This window comes from Paenarthrobacter sp. NPDC089322 (assembly GCF_040684895.1).
Lineage (GTDB): Bacteria > Actinomycetota > Actinomycetes > Actinomycetales > Micrococcaceae > Arthrobacter.
This window is the reverse complement of the sequence record NZ_JBFBGW010000006.1, coordinates 165959-182277: the sequence shown is the minus strand read 5'-3', so window position 1 is coordinate 182277 and position 16319 is coordinate 165959. Positions and strand designations below refer to the sequence as shown.

The window sequence follows — 16319 nt, the reverse complement described above, 5'->3', positions numbered from 1 at the left end:
GTACGGCGACTTTTGAAGGCCAGGAACTTGGAAGGCAGCTTCAGAAGGCTCGCTTCCGAAAGCCTGCCGTCCGGTACATACTTTGCCAGGCTGCGGATCCCTGAGTGGCAGAAGCACATTGGCAGAGCCTTCCGCCTTCTACAGGACGGCCAGATCATCTATGGGAACTTGATAGAAGCTCCGGCCCGAGGATTCCCTCTCGAATATCGAAACATTATTGTCACGTCAAAAGATCCTGCCCGATTCTCCCTGGACATCGACGCACCCTACGAATTGACGATCGGCCGCGGAGCATTCACCACTCCCCAACAAATTAAGTACGATCACCAGTACGGAGTGGAGCAGCACGGGGACATCTACTACTCATTGCGCGGGAACACCGTGAACCCCAGGAAGTTGCTACTCACATTCCCGGGCTTCGGGCCGTCAACGTCCAGAGTTTCCTATGCCGTTAGCTACCTTAAGGACATCGTCGATGCCGACCTGAAAGACACTCTCATGGTGTGCTTCCAGGACCGCTATTTGTCAGCGGGGTCTTACATGGTGGCAGATAACGCCGGCAGACCGCTCTTCGATCGGGTTACCCAAGCCATCGAGGAACTTCGAGCCCGGTACGACATCGATCCTGCCCGCATGCTGTTCTTCGGAGCCTCCAAAGGTGGCAGCATCGCCATCCACTACGCGAAAGACTTTCCGGCGGCGCAACTATTGCTGGCAGTCCCGCAAATGAATTTGCCGTACTACTTCAACAAACCCTTCTTTCGCGACAACCTTTTCCTGAACAGCGCACTCCGCGACATTGAGCAACCCGAGCATAACCTGCGCCGATACTTCCGCGAGGGACGGAAAATCGACTATTTCTACACAAACTCGGACGAACTCAGTAATCACTCACTCATCGAACTCGTAAAAGACGTCCCGAATCTTACGAAGTACCGTGTCGACGGCGAACACTCTTCCGTGGCGCGGACGGCGTTGCCCGCTATGCTGGGCATAATCCGCGGCTTCCTCCGCGGTCCCCAGCACCAGACTTTTTCCTGTGAAGAAATTCGGGCTTTCCCTCAGGAGCACGGCATCCAGTTGCAGGCGCGCGTGGACCAGACCGGATCGAAGATCAACGAAGCGAACTGGTTTATCGAGGGATGGCTGGGAAGCACGCGCTTCAGGCAGTTGATCTCCCAACACTCCTACGGGTTTCTGAAGTACACCACTGAGAGCCAGCAACTGTACCCAGCCTACGATCCCACTGACACGCTTGCAGCCGTGGTCGCGATTGAGCCTGCCGGGACCCTATGGACAGGCCGCTTGCCCAGTCCAACCTTCAAGGCTTCAGGGCACGTGGAACGCTGTGACGTCGACGCATCCACATTGGAGCTCGAAGCAAAGCATTCGCAGCCTTACGTTGTCTTGGAAGGTGACCGTCTCAGCCGATACCTCTACCGCTGCAGCCCTGCCAATGTAGATGGCGACACCATGGAAATTCATTTCGTCGCGGATGTTGAATCTGATATCTCCATGATCACCATCGACCGCGGATCCCACAGGGCCTCACACATTGCGGTGGTGCAGCCCCTGGACGGCTGGGAGCTGGCTGACCTCATGCCTTTGAGGTTTGTCATCGCTTCGGGTGCAAGACGGCTGCTCATGGTGCTTCACGATGTTGGGCCCATCAAAGAGGCCGTGGAAGCTCTCCAGGCGGTGGACTGGCCCGAGAGCTCCATTATGTTGACGACGGCGGAAGATATTGCCGCTGCCGGGGAAATGATGGCGGATGCCTACTAGGACTAAGCAGAATCCCCGGAACCTACTGGTTCCGGGGATTCTCCTGCCCGGAACCTAACGCTGCACAGCCCCGAAGCGCTCGGTGGCTACGGCAACAGCTGCCGCGCGTGCCTCCGAAGCCTCATCAGCGGTGAGGGTACGGTCTGCTGCACGGAACCGGAGGCCAAAGGCCAACGACTTCTTACCGTCCTCAATGCCGGGTCCTACATAGACATCGAACAACGCAACGTCCTCAAGGAGCTCACCGGCGCCTTCGCGCAGCGCAGCCAGGACGTGATCAGCGGGTACGTCCTGCGGAACCACCAGTGCGACATCCTGCGTGGCAACGGGGAAGCCGGAGATGTGCTTGGCAACGATCACGTCGGCGGCAGCATCGAAGAGGGCTTCCACGTTCACTTCCAACGCCACAGAGCGGGCCGGCATGTCATGCGCAGCCAGGAGCTTCGGGTGAAGCTCGCCCGCGTAACCCACAACGTCACCGTTCGGCAGTGCAAGCTGGGCGGCACGTCCCGGGTGGAATGCCTGATGGCTGCCTTGGTTGACGACCAGTTCAACACCAAGGACATCCGCAATCAGGCGGGCCACGTCGAGGGCGTCCGCCCAGTCCCAGGCACGCGGTTTGTGCGTCGCAGCTGCCGGGGAGTCGTGGCCCGTCAGGACTGCGGCGATGTACAGCGGCTGGTGGGGAACGCCGTCGTAGAGTCCGTCCAGCACCTCATCGGCAGGCTTGGCACCCAGCGCAGGGATGGATTCCGTACCAAGCTTCTCGCCGGGCAGGAACACCGAACCGGCCTCGTACAGGGCGAGGTCGCGGAAACCCCGCGAATGGTTGCGGCGGGCAACCTCGATCAGCCCGGGCAAGATGGACGTGCGGAGGTAGCCGTGTTCCTCGCTGATCGGGTTTGCAAGCTTCAGAGCCGGACGCCCCTCGCCTTCAACGGCCACGCCGAACGTGTCGTTGGCTGCCTTGGTGACAAACGGGTAGGAAAGGACCTCGGTGAGCCCCGCATCAGCCAACGCTTGAACGACGCGACGCTTTTGCTGCTGCGTGCGGGTCAGGCCACGGCCCGGAGGCGCCACCGGCAGGGTAGCAGGAATGTGGTCGTAACCGACCAGGCGCGCGATCTCCTCGGAGAGGTCCTCCTTGGTTTCCAAGTCCTGGCGCCAGCTGGGGGCAGTCACGAGGTAGCCGGAGGCGGTCTTCTCCACCATGGCACCGAGGTCCACCAAGGATGTGGTGATCTGCTCTTCCGTGAAGTCGATGCCGATACGCGCAGCAGCGAACTCTGCCGGCAACTCGATAGTGACGGCGTCCGGTGCAGTTCCGACGTCCGTGCCGGTCTCGTCAGCGGTACCGCCGGCGAGCTCCACCAGGAGGTCAACCACACGCTGCGCTGCAATGCCGGCCACGTGCCAATCCACGCCACGCTCGAAGCGCTTGGAAGCCTCGGACGGAAGCTTGTGCCGGCGGCGGGAGCGGGCGATGGACACCTCATCGAAGTGCGCGGCTTCCACCAGGATGTTGGTGGTGGAATCCGAGACTTCAGTGTGTGCGCCACCCATGACCCCTGCGATGCCGATGGCTCCGGAGTCGTCAGTGATCAGCAGGTCTTCGACGTCGAGGGTGCGCTCTTTGTCGTCGAGGGTGGTGATCTTCTCCCCCGCAACGGCACGACGAACCACGATATCGCCGGAAAGCTTGTCGAGGTCGTAGCAGTGGTTCGGCTGGCCAAGCTCCAGCATGACGTAGTTCGAAATGTCCACGGGCAGGGAGATGCTCCGGATGCCTGCGAGGCGCAGGCGGGACACCATCCACGGCGGCGTGGGGCGGGAAGGATCCACGCCCCGGACCGTGCGGGCCACGAAGCGGTCGCAACCGGGCTTGCCGTAGATCGGGGCATCATCGTTGAGCTTCACGCCGTAGCCGCCCTGAAGGGAAGCCGGCGCGCTGACCTTGGCAGCCGGATCCACGAACGATGTACCAGTGGCGTGGGCGTACTCGCGGGCGACGCCGCGGATGGAGAACGCGTAGCCCCTGTCCGGAGTGACGTTGATTTCCGCGGCCTGGTCATACAAACCAAGCAGCTCCATCGCATCCGTACCGATTTCCGGGTCCAGGCCGATCCTCGAAAGGACAAGGATGCCGTCGTGGTCATCGCCGATGCCAAGCTCACGCACGGAAGCGATCATGCCTGCGGACATGTGGCCGTAGGTCTTCCGGGCCGAGATATGGAAGTCGCCGGGAAGCACGGCGCCGGGCAGGGTCACTACCACTTTGTCGCCTTCAACGAAGTTGTGGGCACCGCAAATGATGCCCTGCACGCCTGAAGGATCAATGCCCTTACCCGTGAGGGTCTGTTCCTTGCCCTCGGGGACAACGCGAACCTGGCACCAATTGATGGTCTTGCCGTTGGACTGTGGTTCCTTGATCAGGCTCAACACCTGTCCCACCACAATCGGACCCTTGAGCCCATCCGTGGGGCGGTGGACTTCTTCTTCTTCAAAACCGACCCTGACCAGGTCTGCCATGACGTCTTCGGCCGTCGCGTCGGCCGGTACCTGCGCGAATTCACGCAGCCAGGAAAGTGGGATACGCACTGTTAGATCTCCATCCCGAAGTGCTCGCTGAAACGTACATCGCCTTCGATCATGTCGCGCATGTCGCCGACCTCATTGCGGAACATGAGCGTCCGCTCGATGCCCATGCCGAAGGCAAAACCTGAATAGACCTCGGGGTCAATGCCCGCTGCACGCAGGACGTTCGGGTTGACCATGCCGCAGCCGCCCCACTCGATCCACCGGGGACCGCCCTTGGCGCCGGGGTGCCAGATGTCCAGTTCCGCGGACGGCTCAGTGAACGGGAAGTAGTTGGGGCGCAGGCGGATGGAAGCTTCCTCCCCGAACATCTGGCGCGCGAAGTGCTCCAGCGTGCCGCGAAGATCGGCCATGCTCAGGTTCTTGTCGATGGCCAGGCCCTCGAACTGATGGAACACCGGGGTGTGCGTCGCATCCAGTTCGTCGGTGCGGAACACCTTGCCCGGGCACAGCACATAGATGGGAACCTCGCGTTCAAGCATGGAGCGCACCTGCACCGGAGAGGTGTGCGTGCGCATGAGGAGGTGCGCCTCCGGCGGCTCGACGAAGAACGTGTCCTGCATTTCACGGGCCGGGTGATCCGGCTTGAAGTTCAGCGCGTCGAAGTTGAACCACTCAGACTCGACCTCGGGCCCTTCCGCGATTTCCCAGCCCATGCCAACGAAGATGTCGGAAACACGGTCCTGCAGAGTGGACAACGGGTGGCGGGCACCGGCGCGACGGCGGCGGGGTGCGGCCGTGACATCCACGGTTTCCTCTACCAGGATCCGGGCGTCGTTCTCGGCTTCCAGAACCTCGGTCCGCGCTGCCAGCGCCTGGTTGACCCGGCCACGCGAAGAACCCATGAGCTTGCCGGCGGCAGCCTTGTGCTCCTTGGCGAGGCCGCCGATTTCACGGTTGGCCAGGCTGAGCGGCGACTTCTCGCCCGTGTGGGCGAGGCGGACAGCCTTGAGTTCTTCGAGGGAGGAAGCAGCCGCAATGGCGGCAATCGCGTCCTCTACGGCAGCGGTGATGGCGGCTTCATCCAGCGGATTCGGGATGGCAGCGCCTGGCAAAGTGTCAGTCATCTACTGTTCTTAGCTACGAGTCGGGAACGGCCCGGCAAGGCAGGCCTGGAATACGAAAAAGGGCAGTGCATGAAAAGGGCAGTGCCCACCGCGGACGGCGAACACTACCCTTCAGTCTAGTTGAACCTCGACGGCCGTACTTGCCGTACGTCTTAGGCCCCCGACGCCGGAGGTGATGGGGGCGGCGGAGGTGCCTGGCCGCCGTCGGGCGTTTGGTCTGGCTGCCGTGGCGGTTGATGTGGCGTTTGCGGATGCGCCCCGGGCGTGTAGCCCTGGCCGGCCCAGTCCTGGCTTGCTTGTTGGGCGGACCGTTGTGCCGGGAACCCCTGCTCCGGCGCGGCGTATCCGGGCTGCCCGTACGGCGCAGCGCCTGCGGGTGCAGGCGACTGTTGGGCCGACCGCTTACGCAGCAGGACAAAGAGGAGGACCAGTGCGGCGGCAATGACGAGCACGGCTACGAGGATCCAGATGATCCACGGGGGAATCCCTGCACTGGCCTCGGCCTTCGCTTGGACCGTGGTGTCACTGACACTGAGCATATCGAAGGTCGCCGTATTGCCGTCGATTGCGGCGCCCTTGGCTTCCACAACCTTCCCCGGGAAGGTGAACTTGACCGACGCTTCGTCGAAGATCGACTTGGCCATTCCCGCCGCTGCCGGGTCCGCGCTTTCGCTGCCGGCTATCCCGCCCATGGTGATGACGTAATAGTTGCCGTCCTTCTTCAACTCGAAGGGTGATTCCGAACTGGATGATTCGGCCAACCTGGCCGGGTCCAGGTTGGAGGCGGTGATGCGCTTCCCCTTGTACTTATCGTCTTCGTAGTCCAATACCGTGGCGCCCTCGGGAATGTCCATTTCCTGGTCGCCGCTGCCGTTGGACTCCATGAATTCATCAAAGGATTTATCGCCCAGGACCGATTTCTGGATGGCGTAGACAACTTCGTAGTCCACGCTGTGTTCGTTGTTGACCTTGACGGCCATGTTGAGCTTGAAACATCCCGTCAGCGCCACCATGACGGCGAGCATCACACCGAACACGCCGACGACCCGTCTAACGTTCATTTTGCCTCCCCCTTTTCGCGATGGATCCATCGCTTCCACCACGGACCGCGGGCAGAACGCACCCGCGGTGTGTTTCATCAGACTACCCCCGGCTGTGGCGCGCTACGGGGCTAGCATGGCGTCATGACACCAGGGCAGCGCCTACGGCAAATTGCCAACGTCCTTAACCTGACCACTCCTTTGGGACTGGTGATTGCTGCTGCCTCGGACTCGAAGGTTTCCCATGGACCGCGGGGCCTGCTGATCGCCGGAGATTACGACTGGAAGCTCCCGTACGCCGGCGCCTTCACCGTGGGCAACGTCATCATTTACCGTGCGCCCCATGGCGTGGCGGGCCGCAACGAGGTGCTGCTTGGCCACGAAGAGAAGCACAGCACGCAGTACGCGTATTGCCTCGGCCTTCCGTTTCTGGCGGCGTACGGTCTTGCAGCTGGATGGTCGATGCTCCGGGCGGGCAACCCGGCGTCCAGGAATTTCTTTGAACGCCAAGCGGGACTCTCGGCTGGTGGCTACATTGACACTGACAACCGCCGGCCGGGCGGCCGACCAACACAGCAAAGCGAGGCCGACGCATGAACCGAACCATTACCGTGACCGGGACCGCGAGCGCCGGGGCTGTCCCGGACCTTGTGACACTGACGCTCGGTGTAGAAACGCGCCGGGACACCGCCGCGAGAGCATATGACGACGCCGGACGGGCGGCAGGCGCTGTTGCCTCAAGCCTGCGGGCGGCCGGTATCCAGGACGTGGATCTTCGGACCAGTGGCTTGAACCTCCGTGCCGAGTTCGTGTGGGTGGAAGGGCAGGGGCAGAAAGTCACCGCCTATGTGGCGACAACCAACCTCCACGTCGGCATTCGCTCGCACGCGGATGCGCCGGCAACCATCGCCGCGGCGGTGGCCGCCGGCGGAGACGACATCAGGATCAATGGTTTGGAGCAAGGCTTTGCGGATACGTCAGCGGTGACTGCGCAAGCGCAGGAGGCCGCATGGAAGGACGCCCTGCGACGCGCGGACCAATACGCATCGTTGGCCTCCGCCAGGCTTGGGCGGGTAGTGTCAATCTCCCAGCAGCCTGTCCCCGGAGCGCCTGTTCCCATGGGCGGTATGGTCAGGGCCTACGCTGCGGAGGCACTCCCTGTTGAGCCCGGAGAGACACAGATGGCTGCGAGCATCACCGTGGAATGGGAGTTACTCGAGCCGTAGGCGAGAACTTGCGGACGGCGCTGCTAGTGGACAGCGCCGGCGGAAAGCTTGGCGTCCACGGACGTGGTGATCGCTGTCCGGGCGACGACCGCAATGCCTGCAGCCATGGACTCGAGGGGCATGGAAGGTACCTTGCTGCCCGGGGACACTTGTTCGGGCAGGTAAGGAACGTGCAGGAATCCTCCCCTGACGCCTGTTTCCGCGACCGAATGCATCAGCGCGTAAAACACATGGTTGCAAACGTAGGTCCCTGCCGACTGTGAGACTTCGCCCTTGATGCCTTCAATTTGCAGGTTCCTGAGGGCCGCCTTGATGGGCAGGGTGGAGAAGTAGGCGGCCGGTCCACCCGGCACCACTTCCTGATCGACAGGCCGCTGGCCCTTATTGTCAGGAATCCGGGCGTCGTCACAGTTGATGGCCACGCGTTCCAGCGAAAGCCGTTCCCGCCCCCCGGCCAATCCAACGCTCAGCACGATGTCGGGCTGGAGGTCGGCGACGGCAGAAAGGAGGACGTCCACCGACCCGCCGAATATACAGGGCAACTCCAATGCCTCCACCGAGTGCCCCTCGGACACCAGGATGTCGCGGGCCCGAAGAACCGCTGGCCACGACGGATTGACCGCGTCCTCGCCGAACGGTTCGAAGCCAGTGAGCAGAATCATGGGCCAACATTAGCAATGCCCGGATCCCGGTTTTGGAAGTTCTTGACATTCGTTCGAACATACCTTCGAATGGAGTGCATGAGATGGGACGCACAGGCACTTTCACCAACCCGGAGACCGGCGTCCGAAAACAGCAGCACCGCGGCTCCAGGCCCTGCCCCGGCCTTGGATGCCCTCGTGCCGCTGGCCGGGCTTGTGCGTTCCATCTCGACACCCGAATTCTCCGGAGTCACCTTCCATGAGGTCACCGCCAAGTCAGTGCTCAACAGGGTGCCTTCGGGCTCAAACATGCCCTTCGAATGGACCATCAACCCGTATCGCGGCTGCAGTCATGCCTGCGTCTACTGTTTTGCACGCAAGACCCACACCTACCTTGAGTTCGACTCCGGAAGGGACTTCGATTCCCAAGTAGTGGTCAAGATCAATGCAGCGGAGGTCCTCCGCAAGGAGTTGGCCAAACCTTCCTGGGGGCATCACACCGTGGCCCTTGGAACCAACACAGATCCTTACCAACGCGCTGAGGGCCGGTACGCCCTCATGCCCGCGATCATCCGGGCCCTCGCGGATTCCGGGACTCCTTTTTCCATCCTGACCAAGGGCACTTTGCTGGCACGGGACATTCCCCTGCTCAAACACGCCGCCACACAGGTTCCCGTGGACCTTGGCATCTCCCTCGCCATGACCAACGAAGACCTGGCCGAAGTCATTGAACCCGGTACCCCCTCCCCCAGGGCGCGGCTCAAGCTCATCGCCCGGCTTCGGGACGCCGGGTTGGGCTGTGGGGTCATGGCCATGCCGATCCTCCCGTGGCTCACGGATTCCGACGAAGCATTGGATGCCCTGTTTACGGAGTTGGTCAAGGCCGGCGCTACGGGGGTGACCGCTGGCGCGCTTTATCTCAAGCCGGGAACACGGGAGTGGTATATGGCGTGGCTCGCTTCCCACCATCCGGGACTCGTGGGGCGCTACCGCCGCCTGTACGGGCAGGGGTCCTACGCATCCAAGGAGTACCGCACCTGGCTGTCAGGCCGGATCAATTACTTCAAAGCGAAACATGGATTTACGGGAACCTACGGCTTTGGCCATAGGAACGCCCGTGCCACAGCGGACAAGGAGTCGGCCGCGACGGCCGGACGGCGTGAGTCCCGTGAAGCCACGGAGCGACACCCAGGCCAAGAGCCCCTGTTCTAGCGCTTGCCCGGCTAAAGGTTGCCCGGCTCTCAAGGTTACCGGCTCCAGTGCTCGCTAGGCCGGCGCGGCTACGCGCTCCAACAATGCACGCACAATGGGCAGGTCCGCAGGAATCCAGGGCAACGCGAGCGCCGCTTCGCTCTCAAGCAGTGGTACCCACCTGAGTTCATCGTGGTCCTCCAGCGGGCGGGGTTTGCCGGAGGCCAGTTCCGCGAACCAAACCCGCATGGCAGCACGCTCATTCAGGGGCCAGCCAGTGGGCACGCCTGATTCGAGTTCAGGTCCCAGGCGGACCGTGACGCCCAACTCTTCGGCAAGTTCGCGATGCAATGCAGCTTCGGGCGACTCGCCGGTTTCCACCTTGCCTCCGGGGAATTCCCACATTCCCGCGAACTGTGGCGGTGCAGTACGCCGGGCTACGAGGAGTTGGGCAGGGGCTGCAAGCGAGTCCACCACGGCGGCACCCACCACGTTAATCAGTCCAGTCACCGCAACAGTCTATGGGCGTTGGGCCATGGGAATGGTCACATTGAGGCCTCACAGAACTAGGCGGCCACTAAGCTTGTTATCGGATTTTCTCCACTTTCCCCAGCCCACAAGGCACCACCGAGAAACAGGCTTATGACTACCACTGTGTCCCCACCCGCCCCGGTCCTTTCAACGAGGCGCCATATTGGCCTTGCCATTCTGGCACTGGCCATGGGCGGGTTCGCCATCGGCACCACCGAGTTCGCCATGATGGGACTGCTCAAGGAAGTCGAGGATGGTTTGCGGATCAGCACACCGGAGGCCGGCAACCTGATCTCCGCCTATGCGTTGGGCGTCGTCATCGGAGCGCCGGTTTTCGCGGCCTTTGGTGCGAAGCTTCCCAGGAAGTACCTTGCCCTTGGCCTGATGCTCTTCCTCTCGGTAGCCAACCTGACGTCTTTCATCGCACCCGACTACGGCCTCATGCTGCTCTCGCGCTTCGCCTCCGGACTTCCGCACGGCGCCTTCTTTGGTGTCGCTGCGGTCATCGCCGCCGGCCTTGTGGCTCCGACCAAACGGGGCTGGGCCATCTCCATGGTGATGGCCGGACTGACGGTCTCCAACGTCATCGGCGTGCCGCTTGCCACGTGGGTGGGACAGACGTTTGGGTGGCGGCTCCTTTTCGTCATCGTAGGCGCCATCGGCCTGGCCACTGTGGCGATGGTGTGGAAGTTCGTGCCCTTCGAAGCGGTACATCCTGAAGCGAGCATTCGCCGTGAACTGGGCGCCCTCAAGAGGCTCCAGGTGTGGTTGGCCTTGCTGATCGGCATCATCGGGTTCGGCGGGTTCTTTGCCGTTTACACCTACATCGCCCACACCATGACCAGTGTGGCCGGAGTCCCGGAGACCCTCATCCCTGCCGTGGTGGCCCTGTATGGTCTGGGCATGGTGGTCGGCAACATCATCGGCGGACGGATCGCGGACCGCTCCGTCATGGGCACCATCTACTGGGTGATGCCTGGCATCGCCTCAGCCCTGGTGATTTACGCAATCGCCGCCCATTGGGCCTGGTCCGCGTTCATGATGGCCTTTGTGGTGGGCGGCACCGGATCCATGCTCACGCCCGCCCTGCAGACCCGCCTGCTGGACGCAGCGCCAGGCGCCGCTTCGCTCGCGTCATCGCTGAACCACTCGGCGCTCAACATCGCCAACGCCCTGGGCGCGTTCCTCGGCGGCACCGTGATCGCTTGGGGTTGGGGCTACGTTGCTCCTGCCCTTGTGGGCGCCGTCCTGGCCGTCCTGGGGTTGGGCGTAGCGATCGTCAGCGGCCTGTTGGAACGAAAGAGGCCCCTCGCCTAAGCCTCCCTCCTGCAAGCAGAAGGCTCCGCAGCCGTGACTGGTCACAGCTGCGGAGCCTTTGTTTTTGCGAATCAGGCTAGGCCTTCACGCGCTCCAGATCCGGCTCAAGGTAAATGACGCGTGCGATCGGCACAGCCGCACGGATACGCTGCTCGGCGTCGTCAATGGCCTTGGCAATGGACTGGCCGGTGTCGGCGGCGCCCATCGTGATCTTTGCGGCAACCAACAGCTCGTCCGGTCCCAGGTGCAGGGTCTTCAGGTGGATGATGCGGGTTCCATCCGCTTCCAAAGCGGAGGTGATGCGGGCAACGTCATCCTTGGTGGCAGACTCGCCCAGCAACAGCGACTTGGTTTCCAGCGCCAGCACAACAGCAATGGCCACCAGCAGCAGGCCGATCATGGCCGTGCCCAAGGCATCCCAGACGCCGTCGCCCGTGAGGAGCGTCAGGCTGACGCCGAAAAGGGCGAAGATCAAGCCGAGCAGCGCACCAAGGTCCTCGAGGAGGATGACGGGCAGTTCCGGCTGCTTGGCATTGCGGACAAAGTTAACCCAGCTTTGCTTGCCGCGGACATGGTTCGATTCGATGATCGCGGTCCGGAAGGAGAATGACTCGGCAATGATGGCCCCCACGAGAACAGCCAAGGGTACCCACCAGAAATCGCCCTCGATGCCGTGGGGGTGCTGGAACTTTTCCCAAGCTTCGTACAGGGCGAACAGGCCACCGACGCTGAACAGCACAATGGACACGATAAACGCGTAGATGTACCGTTCCCGTCCGTAACCGAAAGGATGCTCCGGGCTCGCTGCGCGCTTGGCACGCTTGCCACCCACCAAGAGAAGGATCTGGTTGCCGGAGTCGGCCACCGAGTGGATCGCCTCGGCAAGCATGGACGATGACATCGTCAGAATGAACGCTATGAACTTCAGTACAGCGATGGTCAAGTTCGCGGCGAGAGCCGCCACGATCGCTTTGGTACCGCCACTTGCAGCCACGAAAGCTTCACCTCTTCGGGTTCGGGAAAGTATGGACTATGCCAAGAAAGTCGTCATCGTCTGCTCTTGCAAGCAATACCGTACCCGTCGGCAGGCTGTTTATGCATTCCCGACCCGGGCACCCTGCTGGGACCGGGCACTGGCGTAGAGGCACACGGTAGCTGCGGTGCCAAGGTTCAGGCTTTCAGCCGCCCCGTAGACGGGCACTGCGACGCGATGATCTGCCAGCGCGAGTTCTGCGTCGGAGAGGCCTTGGGCCTCGTTTCCAAACAGCCAGGCAGTGGGCTGCTCCAGGGCATAGGTGGACGCCACTGCGACATTGCCGAGCCTGCGGGCAGCATTCTCGTCCTGCAGTTGGTCCAGGTTCACAGTGCCGTATCCATCGGCCGCCAAGACACCTATCCCCCGCGCCCGGCACTGCTCCACCAACTCCTCTACGTCCGCCCCCAGGACCACGGGGAGGTGGAAGAGTGAACCAGCCGTGGACCTGACAGCCTTGGGATTGTAGATGTCCACACTGGAACCCGTAAGAACCACGGCATCGGCACCAGCGGCATCGGCTGCCCTGAGGACAGTGCCCGCGTTGCCGGGGTCGCGCACTTGGCACATAACGGCGATAAGCCGCGGGCCGGCGTCGAGCACTGATTCCAAGGTGACATCCACGAAACTGCAGACTGCCACGATCCCCTGCGGGTTAATGGTGTCCGCCATGGCGGACAAGACGTCGTCGCTCGCAAGCCGGAGTTGTGTTCCTTGGGCGAGGTCCGCCAGTTCAGGTAGGCGGTCAAGGCAGGCCGCGCTGGCAAAGACTTCATGTACGACGGCGGCACCTCCTGCCGCGGTCCTGTCACGGTGGAGCGTCAAGGCCTCACGTACGGCCTGCGGGCCTTCAGCCAGGAAACGCCCGCGCTTTAAACGCGCCGGGCGCCCGGCAAGCTTTGCGACATCCCTTACCCGATCGGCTCGGGGGTTGGTCATCGGAAAGTCTTGCGGGCGCCCGGTTTGGTTCATATAAAGAACTTTAGTGGCAGTTGCGACTAGTTCTTGATCTGCTGGCGTGCTTCGCCGCCGGCCGGCTCGAAGCCTGCAGCCTTGGCAGCTTCAACGGTGGAGAACCAATACTCAGCAGCAGTGTTCTCATACCAGGTGGAGCCCGGAACGTGGTACTTCTTGGACTCGGCGTTGCCCTTGATGGCGTAGCCTTCCGGCGCGCCTTCGCCGTCAACGGCAGCAACTGCCCCATCGATGGCAGGCTTCTCGGAAACAACGGCCTTGACAGCCGTTGCCGTCGCAGCGGCCGGAGCGACCTTGGCGGCCTTCGGTGCAGCAGCCTCGGCCTTGGCAGGCGCGGAGGTGTCAGCCGGGAGGGCAGCCTTGGCAACGTTCACCAGAGCGGCAAAAGCGTTGGCGTCGGAAACAGCCAGTTCGGCGAGCATGCGGCGGTCAACCTCGACCTCAGCGGCCTTCAGGCCCTGGATGAGACGGTTGTAGGTGAGGCCGTTGGCGCGGGATGCAGCGTTGATGCGCTGGATCCAGAGGCGACGGAAGTCGCCCTTCTTCTTGCGGCGGTCGCCGTAGCTGTACACAAACGAGTGCAGCAGCTGCTCTTTGGCCTTGCGGTACAGGCGCGAACGCTGACCGCGGTAACCCTTGGCGCGTTCGAGGACAACCCGGCGCTTCTTGTGGGCGTTTACCGCCCGCTTCACACGTGCCACGTGCGTACTCCTTCAGAAATCTTTATCCCAAGCTGCTACTGCCGGAAGTCCGGCTGGCCTGAGAAGGCTTTTGGTAGTCGGTCACTGCCGGATGGCAGCAACCAAAGAACTTGGAACTTAGACGCCGAGCATCTTCTTGATGACCTTGGCATCGCCCTTGAAGACGATCCTGTCGCCGGCGAGGCGGCGGGTCAGCGTGGAGGACTTGTGCTCCAGGTAGTGGCGGCGGTTGGCCTGCTGGCGCTTCAGCTTGCCGGTGCCGGTCAGCTTGAAGCGCTTCTTAGCACCGCTGTGGGTCTTCATCTTCGGCATGGGAACCGATCTCCTTACGTATCCGCGGACATGGTCCGCAGTTCTTTCGTGCAGCCGGCCTACAAGGGCCAGCGTGCTGGTTGCTTGCCGTTGGAGGCCAGGCCTCCGAGGCGTTGAACTAGTTGGTCTTGCGTGATACAGGCTTAGGTGTGGCCTTGGGGGCCGCAGGCCGTGCTGCCGGCTTGGGAGCCGCCGGCTTGGCGACCGGCTTGGGCGCCGCCGGTACGGCCGGCTTCGGAGCGGCAGGCACTGCCGGCTTCGGCGCCGGGGCAGCAGGTGCAGGTGCTGCCTGCGGTGCCGGCGTGGAGGCTTCGGCTGCTGCGGGAGCCTCCTCAGCGGCAGGCGCCTCAACAGCCGGGGCTTCTTCAGCCGCGGCTTCAACCGCGGCCGTAGTTTCTCCCGCAACCGCTGCGGGCGCTTCCGGAACCTGCAAAGCTGCGGTGTCAGTGGCTGCAGCACTCTCCTGCTTTTCCTCACCAGCGGCCAGGAGGCCGGCGGGAAGGAGATCGCCGAGGGTCTGAGTCAAGGGAGCCTGATCGCCGGTGACATCCACCCGCCCGGCAGCCTTGGCCTCATTCTGCGCCTTGGCTTCGGCTCGCTGCGCCGCACGGCGGGCTTCGGCCTTGGCCTCTGCCTTGTTCTTCAGCGGACCGATCACCATGACCATGTTGCGGCCGTCGATGCGCGGGCTGGATTCAACAACGCCCACTTCCGCAACGTCTTCTGCGAAGCGCTGCAGCAGGCGGATGCCCATCTCAGGACGCTGCTGTTCACGACCACGGAACTGGATCATGGCCTTGACCTTGTCACCGGCTCCGAGGAAGCGCAGTGCATGCCCGCGCTTGGTTTCGTAGTCGTGCTTGTCGATCTTGAGGCGGAAGCGGATTTCCTTCAGAACCGTGTTGGTCTGGTTCTTGCGGGCTTCGCGCGCCTTGACTGCGGCCTCGTACTTGTACTTACCGAAGTCCATCAACTTGCAAACAGGGGGCTTAGCCTGCGGGGCAACTTCAACGAGATCGAGATCGGACTCGGCAGCAAGACGCAGGGCGTCCTCGATGCGGACGATTCCTACCTGTTCGCCGGCAGGGCCGACCAGCCGCACCTCGGGGACGCGGATACGCTCATTGATTCTTGGCTCGCTAATGTTAAAGCTCCTGTGGTTGTGGTGAGTTTCACCGGCAAATAGAGAAGGCCTCCAATTGCTGGCGCAATCGAAGGCCTCGAAGATCGGCTGCAGGCCCCAAGAAATTGGGGACCACGCACTTCCCAGGGAAGTGTCCGACCAGGTACCCGGCAACCTCTTGGCCGTAAAGGCTCTGTCCCGTAGGGAGACGGCTGACGCGGGTGGGAGAGAACTCCGCTTGCAAACTGAAAATCAATTCTACAGAAATAACCCGCCTTGCGCACATTGCGCGCGGCGGGAGCATTACTGCAAATAACGACTTCCAGTCGGTCTGTGACAAGCTTACCAGTATGAGCACTGAAGACAGCAATCCCCGCAACTCCTATGGCGAAGCCACGTCCGCTGCCACCGCCGCCGACGCCGGTGTCTCCCAGCAGATCCGTGACATCGCCGAGGTTCCCGCCGTAGAGGTCATCACCACAGGCGCCGTCCACCTGATGAGCGCTGCCGCAGTGAAAGTGGGCCTGGCCGACGACCCCAACGCCGAGGACCTCAAGGACCTCGACGAAGCCCGCAAGCTCATTACCGCCCTCGCCGGCCTGGTCACCGCAGCTGCACCCGAGATCGGCTCGCAACACGCCGGACCCTTGCGCGATGGGCTGCGCTCCCTGCAACTCGCTTTCCGCGAGGCTTCGCTTATTCCTGATGCTCCCGGCAAGGGCCCCGGCGAAAAGTTCACCGGCCCGGTGAACTAGCCTCCAACTCCCGCAAGAAGCCACGACGGC

At 62.5% G+C, this 16319-nt stretch carries 16 protein-coding genes; 6 read left to right on the top strand and 10 right to left on the bottom strand.

Annotation, left to right across the window (positions count from 1 at the left end; genetic code table 11):
* The first annotated feature begins 27 nt into the window (after positions 1-27).
* The gene (locus tag AB0N65_RS09205; protein ID WP_364160339.1) at positions 28-1782 is read left to right on the top strand and encodes a hypothetical protein; all 1755 of its coding nucleotides are present in this window, start codon (positions 28-30) and stop codon (positions 1780-1782) included.
* A 54-nt stretch (positions 1783-1836) separates the two neighbouring features.
* On the opposite strand, the gene pheT is transcribed toward AB0N65_RS09205, so the two are convergent.
* The 3 genes from pheT to AB0N65_RS09190 all read right to left on the bottom strand — a co-directional run bounded on the left by pheT (position 1837) and on the right by AB0N65_RS09190 (position 6505).
* Positions 1837-4380, bottom strand: coding sequence for a phenylalanine--tRNA ligase subunit beta (pheT, locus tag AB0N65_RS09200; RefSeq protein ID WP_364160337.1), 2544 nt, complete (start codon positions 4378-4380; stop codon positions 1837-1839).
* Between the two features lie 2 nt (positions 4381-4382).
* Complete coding sequence (pheS, locus tag AB0N65_RS09195) at positions 4383-5444, bottom strand: phenylalanine--tRNA ligase subunit alpha (protein WP_364160335.1); 1062 nt, start codon at positions 5442-5444, stop codon at positions 4383-4385.
* 152 nt (positions 5445-5596) lie between these two features.
* Complete coding sequence (locus AB0N65_RS09190) at positions 5597-6505, bottom strand: hypothetical protein (RefSeq protein ID WP_364160333.1); 909 nt, start codon at positions 6503-6505, stop codon at positions 5597-5599.
* Between the two features lie 123 nt (positions 6506-6628).
* Here AB0N65_RS09190 and AB0N65_RS09185 point away from each other — a divergent pair, with 123 nt between their 5' ends.
* Positions 6629-7081, top strand: coding sequence for a hypothetical protein (locus tag AB0N65_RS09185; RefSeq protein ID WP_364160331.1), 453 nt, complete (start codon positions 6629-6631; stop codon positions 7079-7081).
* Positions 7078-7710: an SIMPL domain-containing protein gene (locus tag AB0N65_RS09180; RefSeq protein WP_364160329.1), complete on the top strand. Its 633-nt coding sequence runs from the start codon at positions 7078-7080 to the stop codon at positions 7708-7710. Before AB0N65_RS09185 ends, AB0N65_RS09180 begins: the two co-directional genes overlap by 4 nt.
* 23 nt (positions 7711-7733) lie before the next feature.
* Here the strand turns inward: AB0N65_RS09180 and pcp are convergent, their stop codons facing one another.
* Entirely contained in the window at positions 7734-8372 is a 639-nt protein-coding gene (pcp, locus tag AB0N65_RS09175) for a pyroglutamyl-peptidase I (RefSeq protein ID WP_364160327.1), read from the bottom strand.
* A 78-nt stretch (positions 8373-8450) separates the two neighbouring features.
* Between pcp and AB0N65_RS09170 the strand changes: the two genes are divergently transcribed.
* Positions 8451-9563 carry an Rv2578c family radical SAM protein gene (locus AB0N65_RS09170; RefSeq protein ID WP_364160325.1) on the top strand — a complete coding sequence of 371 codons (1113 nt, stop codon included), beginning with the start codon at positions 8451-8453 and terminating at the stop codon, positions 9561-9563.
* Positions 9564-9617: 54 nt separating this feature from the next.
* Here the strand turns inward: AB0N65_RS09170 and AB0N65_RS09165 are convergent, their stop codons facing one another.
* Positions 9618-10052 carry a (deoxy)nucleoside triphosphate pyrophosphohydrolase gene (locus AB0N65_RS09165; protein ID WP_364160323.1) on the bottom strand — a complete coding sequence of 145 codons (435 nt, stop codon included), beginning with the start codon at positions 10050-10052 and terminating at the stop codon, positions 9618-9620.
* 132 nt (positions 10053-10184) lie between these two features.
* Here AB0N65_RS09165 and AB0N65_RS09160 point away from each other — a divergent pair, with 132 nt between their 5' ends.
* Entirely contained in the window at positions 10185-11390 is a 1206-nt protein-coding gene (locus AB0N65_RS09160) for an MFS transporter (protein ID WP_364160321.1), read from the top strand.
* Between the two features lie 76 nt (positions 11391-11466).
* Here AB0N65_RS09160 and AB0N65_RS09155 read toward each other — a convergent pair whose 3' ends face one another.
* The 5 genes from AB0N65_RS09155 to infC all read right to left on the bottom strand — a co-directional run bounded on the left by AB0N65_RS09155 (position 11467) and on the right by infC (position 15540).
* Positions 11467-12384, bottom strand: a complete 918-nt coding sequence (locus AB0N65_RS09155; RefSeq protein WP_364160319.1) for a cation diffusion facilitator family transporter — start codon at positions 12382-12384, stop codon at positions 11467-11469.
* Positions 12385-12483: 99 nt separating this feature from the next.
* Positions 12484-13395: an RNA methyltransferase gene (locus AB0N65_RS09150; protein ID WP_364160317.1), complete on the bottom strand. Its 912-nt coding sequence runs from the start codon at positions 13393-13395 to the stop codon at positions 12484-12486.
* Positions 13396-13421: 26 nt separating this feature from the next.
* Complete coding sequence (gene rplT / locus AB0N65_RS09145; RefSeq protein WP_364160315.1) at positions 13422-14099, bottom strand: 50S ribosomal protein L20; 678 nt, start codon at positions 14097-14099, stop codon at positions 13422-13424.
* A 117-nt stretch (positions 14100-14216) separates the two neighbouring features.
* Positions 14217-14411 carry a 50S ribosomal protein L35 gene (gene rpmI, locus AB0N65_RS09140; RefSeq protein WP_028266640.1) on the bottom strand — a complete coding sequence of 65 codons (195 nt, stop codon included), beginning with the start codon at positions 14409-14411 and terminating at the stop codon, positions 14217-14219.
* Between the two features lie 118 nt (positions 14412-14529).
* Positions 14530-15540: a translation initiation factor IF-3 gene (gene infC / locus AB0N65_RS09135; protein ID WP_364160390.1), complete on the bottom strand. Its 1011-nt coding sequence runs from the start codon at positions 15538-15540 to the stop codon at positions 14530-14532.
* A gap of 344 nt (positions 15541-15884) precedes the next feature.
* On the opposite strand from infC, the gene AB0N65_RS09130 reads away from it, so the two are divergent.
* Positions 15885-16289, top strand: coding sequence for a DUF1844 domain-containing protein (locus AB0N65_RS09130; protein WP_364160313.1), 405 nt, complete (start codon positions 15885-15887; stop codon positions 16287-16289).
* Positions 16290-16319: the final 30 nt, after the last annotated feature.

What these genes read in the sequence shown, in the direction of transcription:
- pheS (WP_364160335.1), bottom strand. Translation starts at nt 5,444, where the DNA reads ATGACTGACACTTTGCCAGGCGCTGCCATCCCGAATCCGCTGGATGAA.
- AB0N65_RS09190 (WP_364160333.1), bottom strand. Translation starts at nt 6,505, where the DNA reads ATGAACGTTAGACGGGTCGTCGGCGTGTTCGGTGTGATGCTCGCCGTC.
- AB0N65_RS09185 (WP_364160331.1), top strand. Translation starts at nt 6,629, where the DNA reads ATGACACCAGGGCAGCGCCTACGGCAAATTGCCAACGTCCTTAACCTG.
- AB0N65_RS09180 (WP_364160329.1), top strand. Translation starts at nt 7,078, where the DNA reads ATGAACCGAACCATTACCGTGACCGGGACCGCGAGCGCCGGGGCTGTC.
- pcp (WP_364160327.1), bottom strand. Translation starts at nt 8,372, where the DNA reads ATGATTCTGCTCACTGGCTTCGAACCGTTCGGCGAGGACGCGGTCAAT.
- AB0N65_RS09170 (WP_364160325.1), top strand. Translation starts at nt 8,451, where the DNA reads ATGAGATGGGACGCACAGGCACTTTCACCAACCCGGAGACCGGCGTCC.
- AB0N65_RS09160 (WP_364160321.1), top strand. Translation starts at nt 10,185, where the DNA reads ATGACTACCACTGTGTCCCCACCCGCCCCGGTCCTTTCAACGAGGCGC.
- AB0N65_RS09150 (WP_364160317.1), bottom strand. Translation starts at nt 13,395, where the DNA reads ATGAACCAAACCGGGCGCCCGCAAGACTTTCCGATGACCAACCCCCGA.
- rpmI (WP_028266640.1), bottom strand. Translation starts at nt 14,411, where the DNA reads ATGCCGAAGATGAAGACCCACAGCGGTGCTAAGAAGCGCTTCAAGCTG.
- AB0N65_RS09130 (WP_364160313.1), top strand. Translation starts at nt 15,885, where the DNA reads ATGAGCACTGAAGACAGCAATCCCCGCAACTCCTATGGCGAAGCCACG.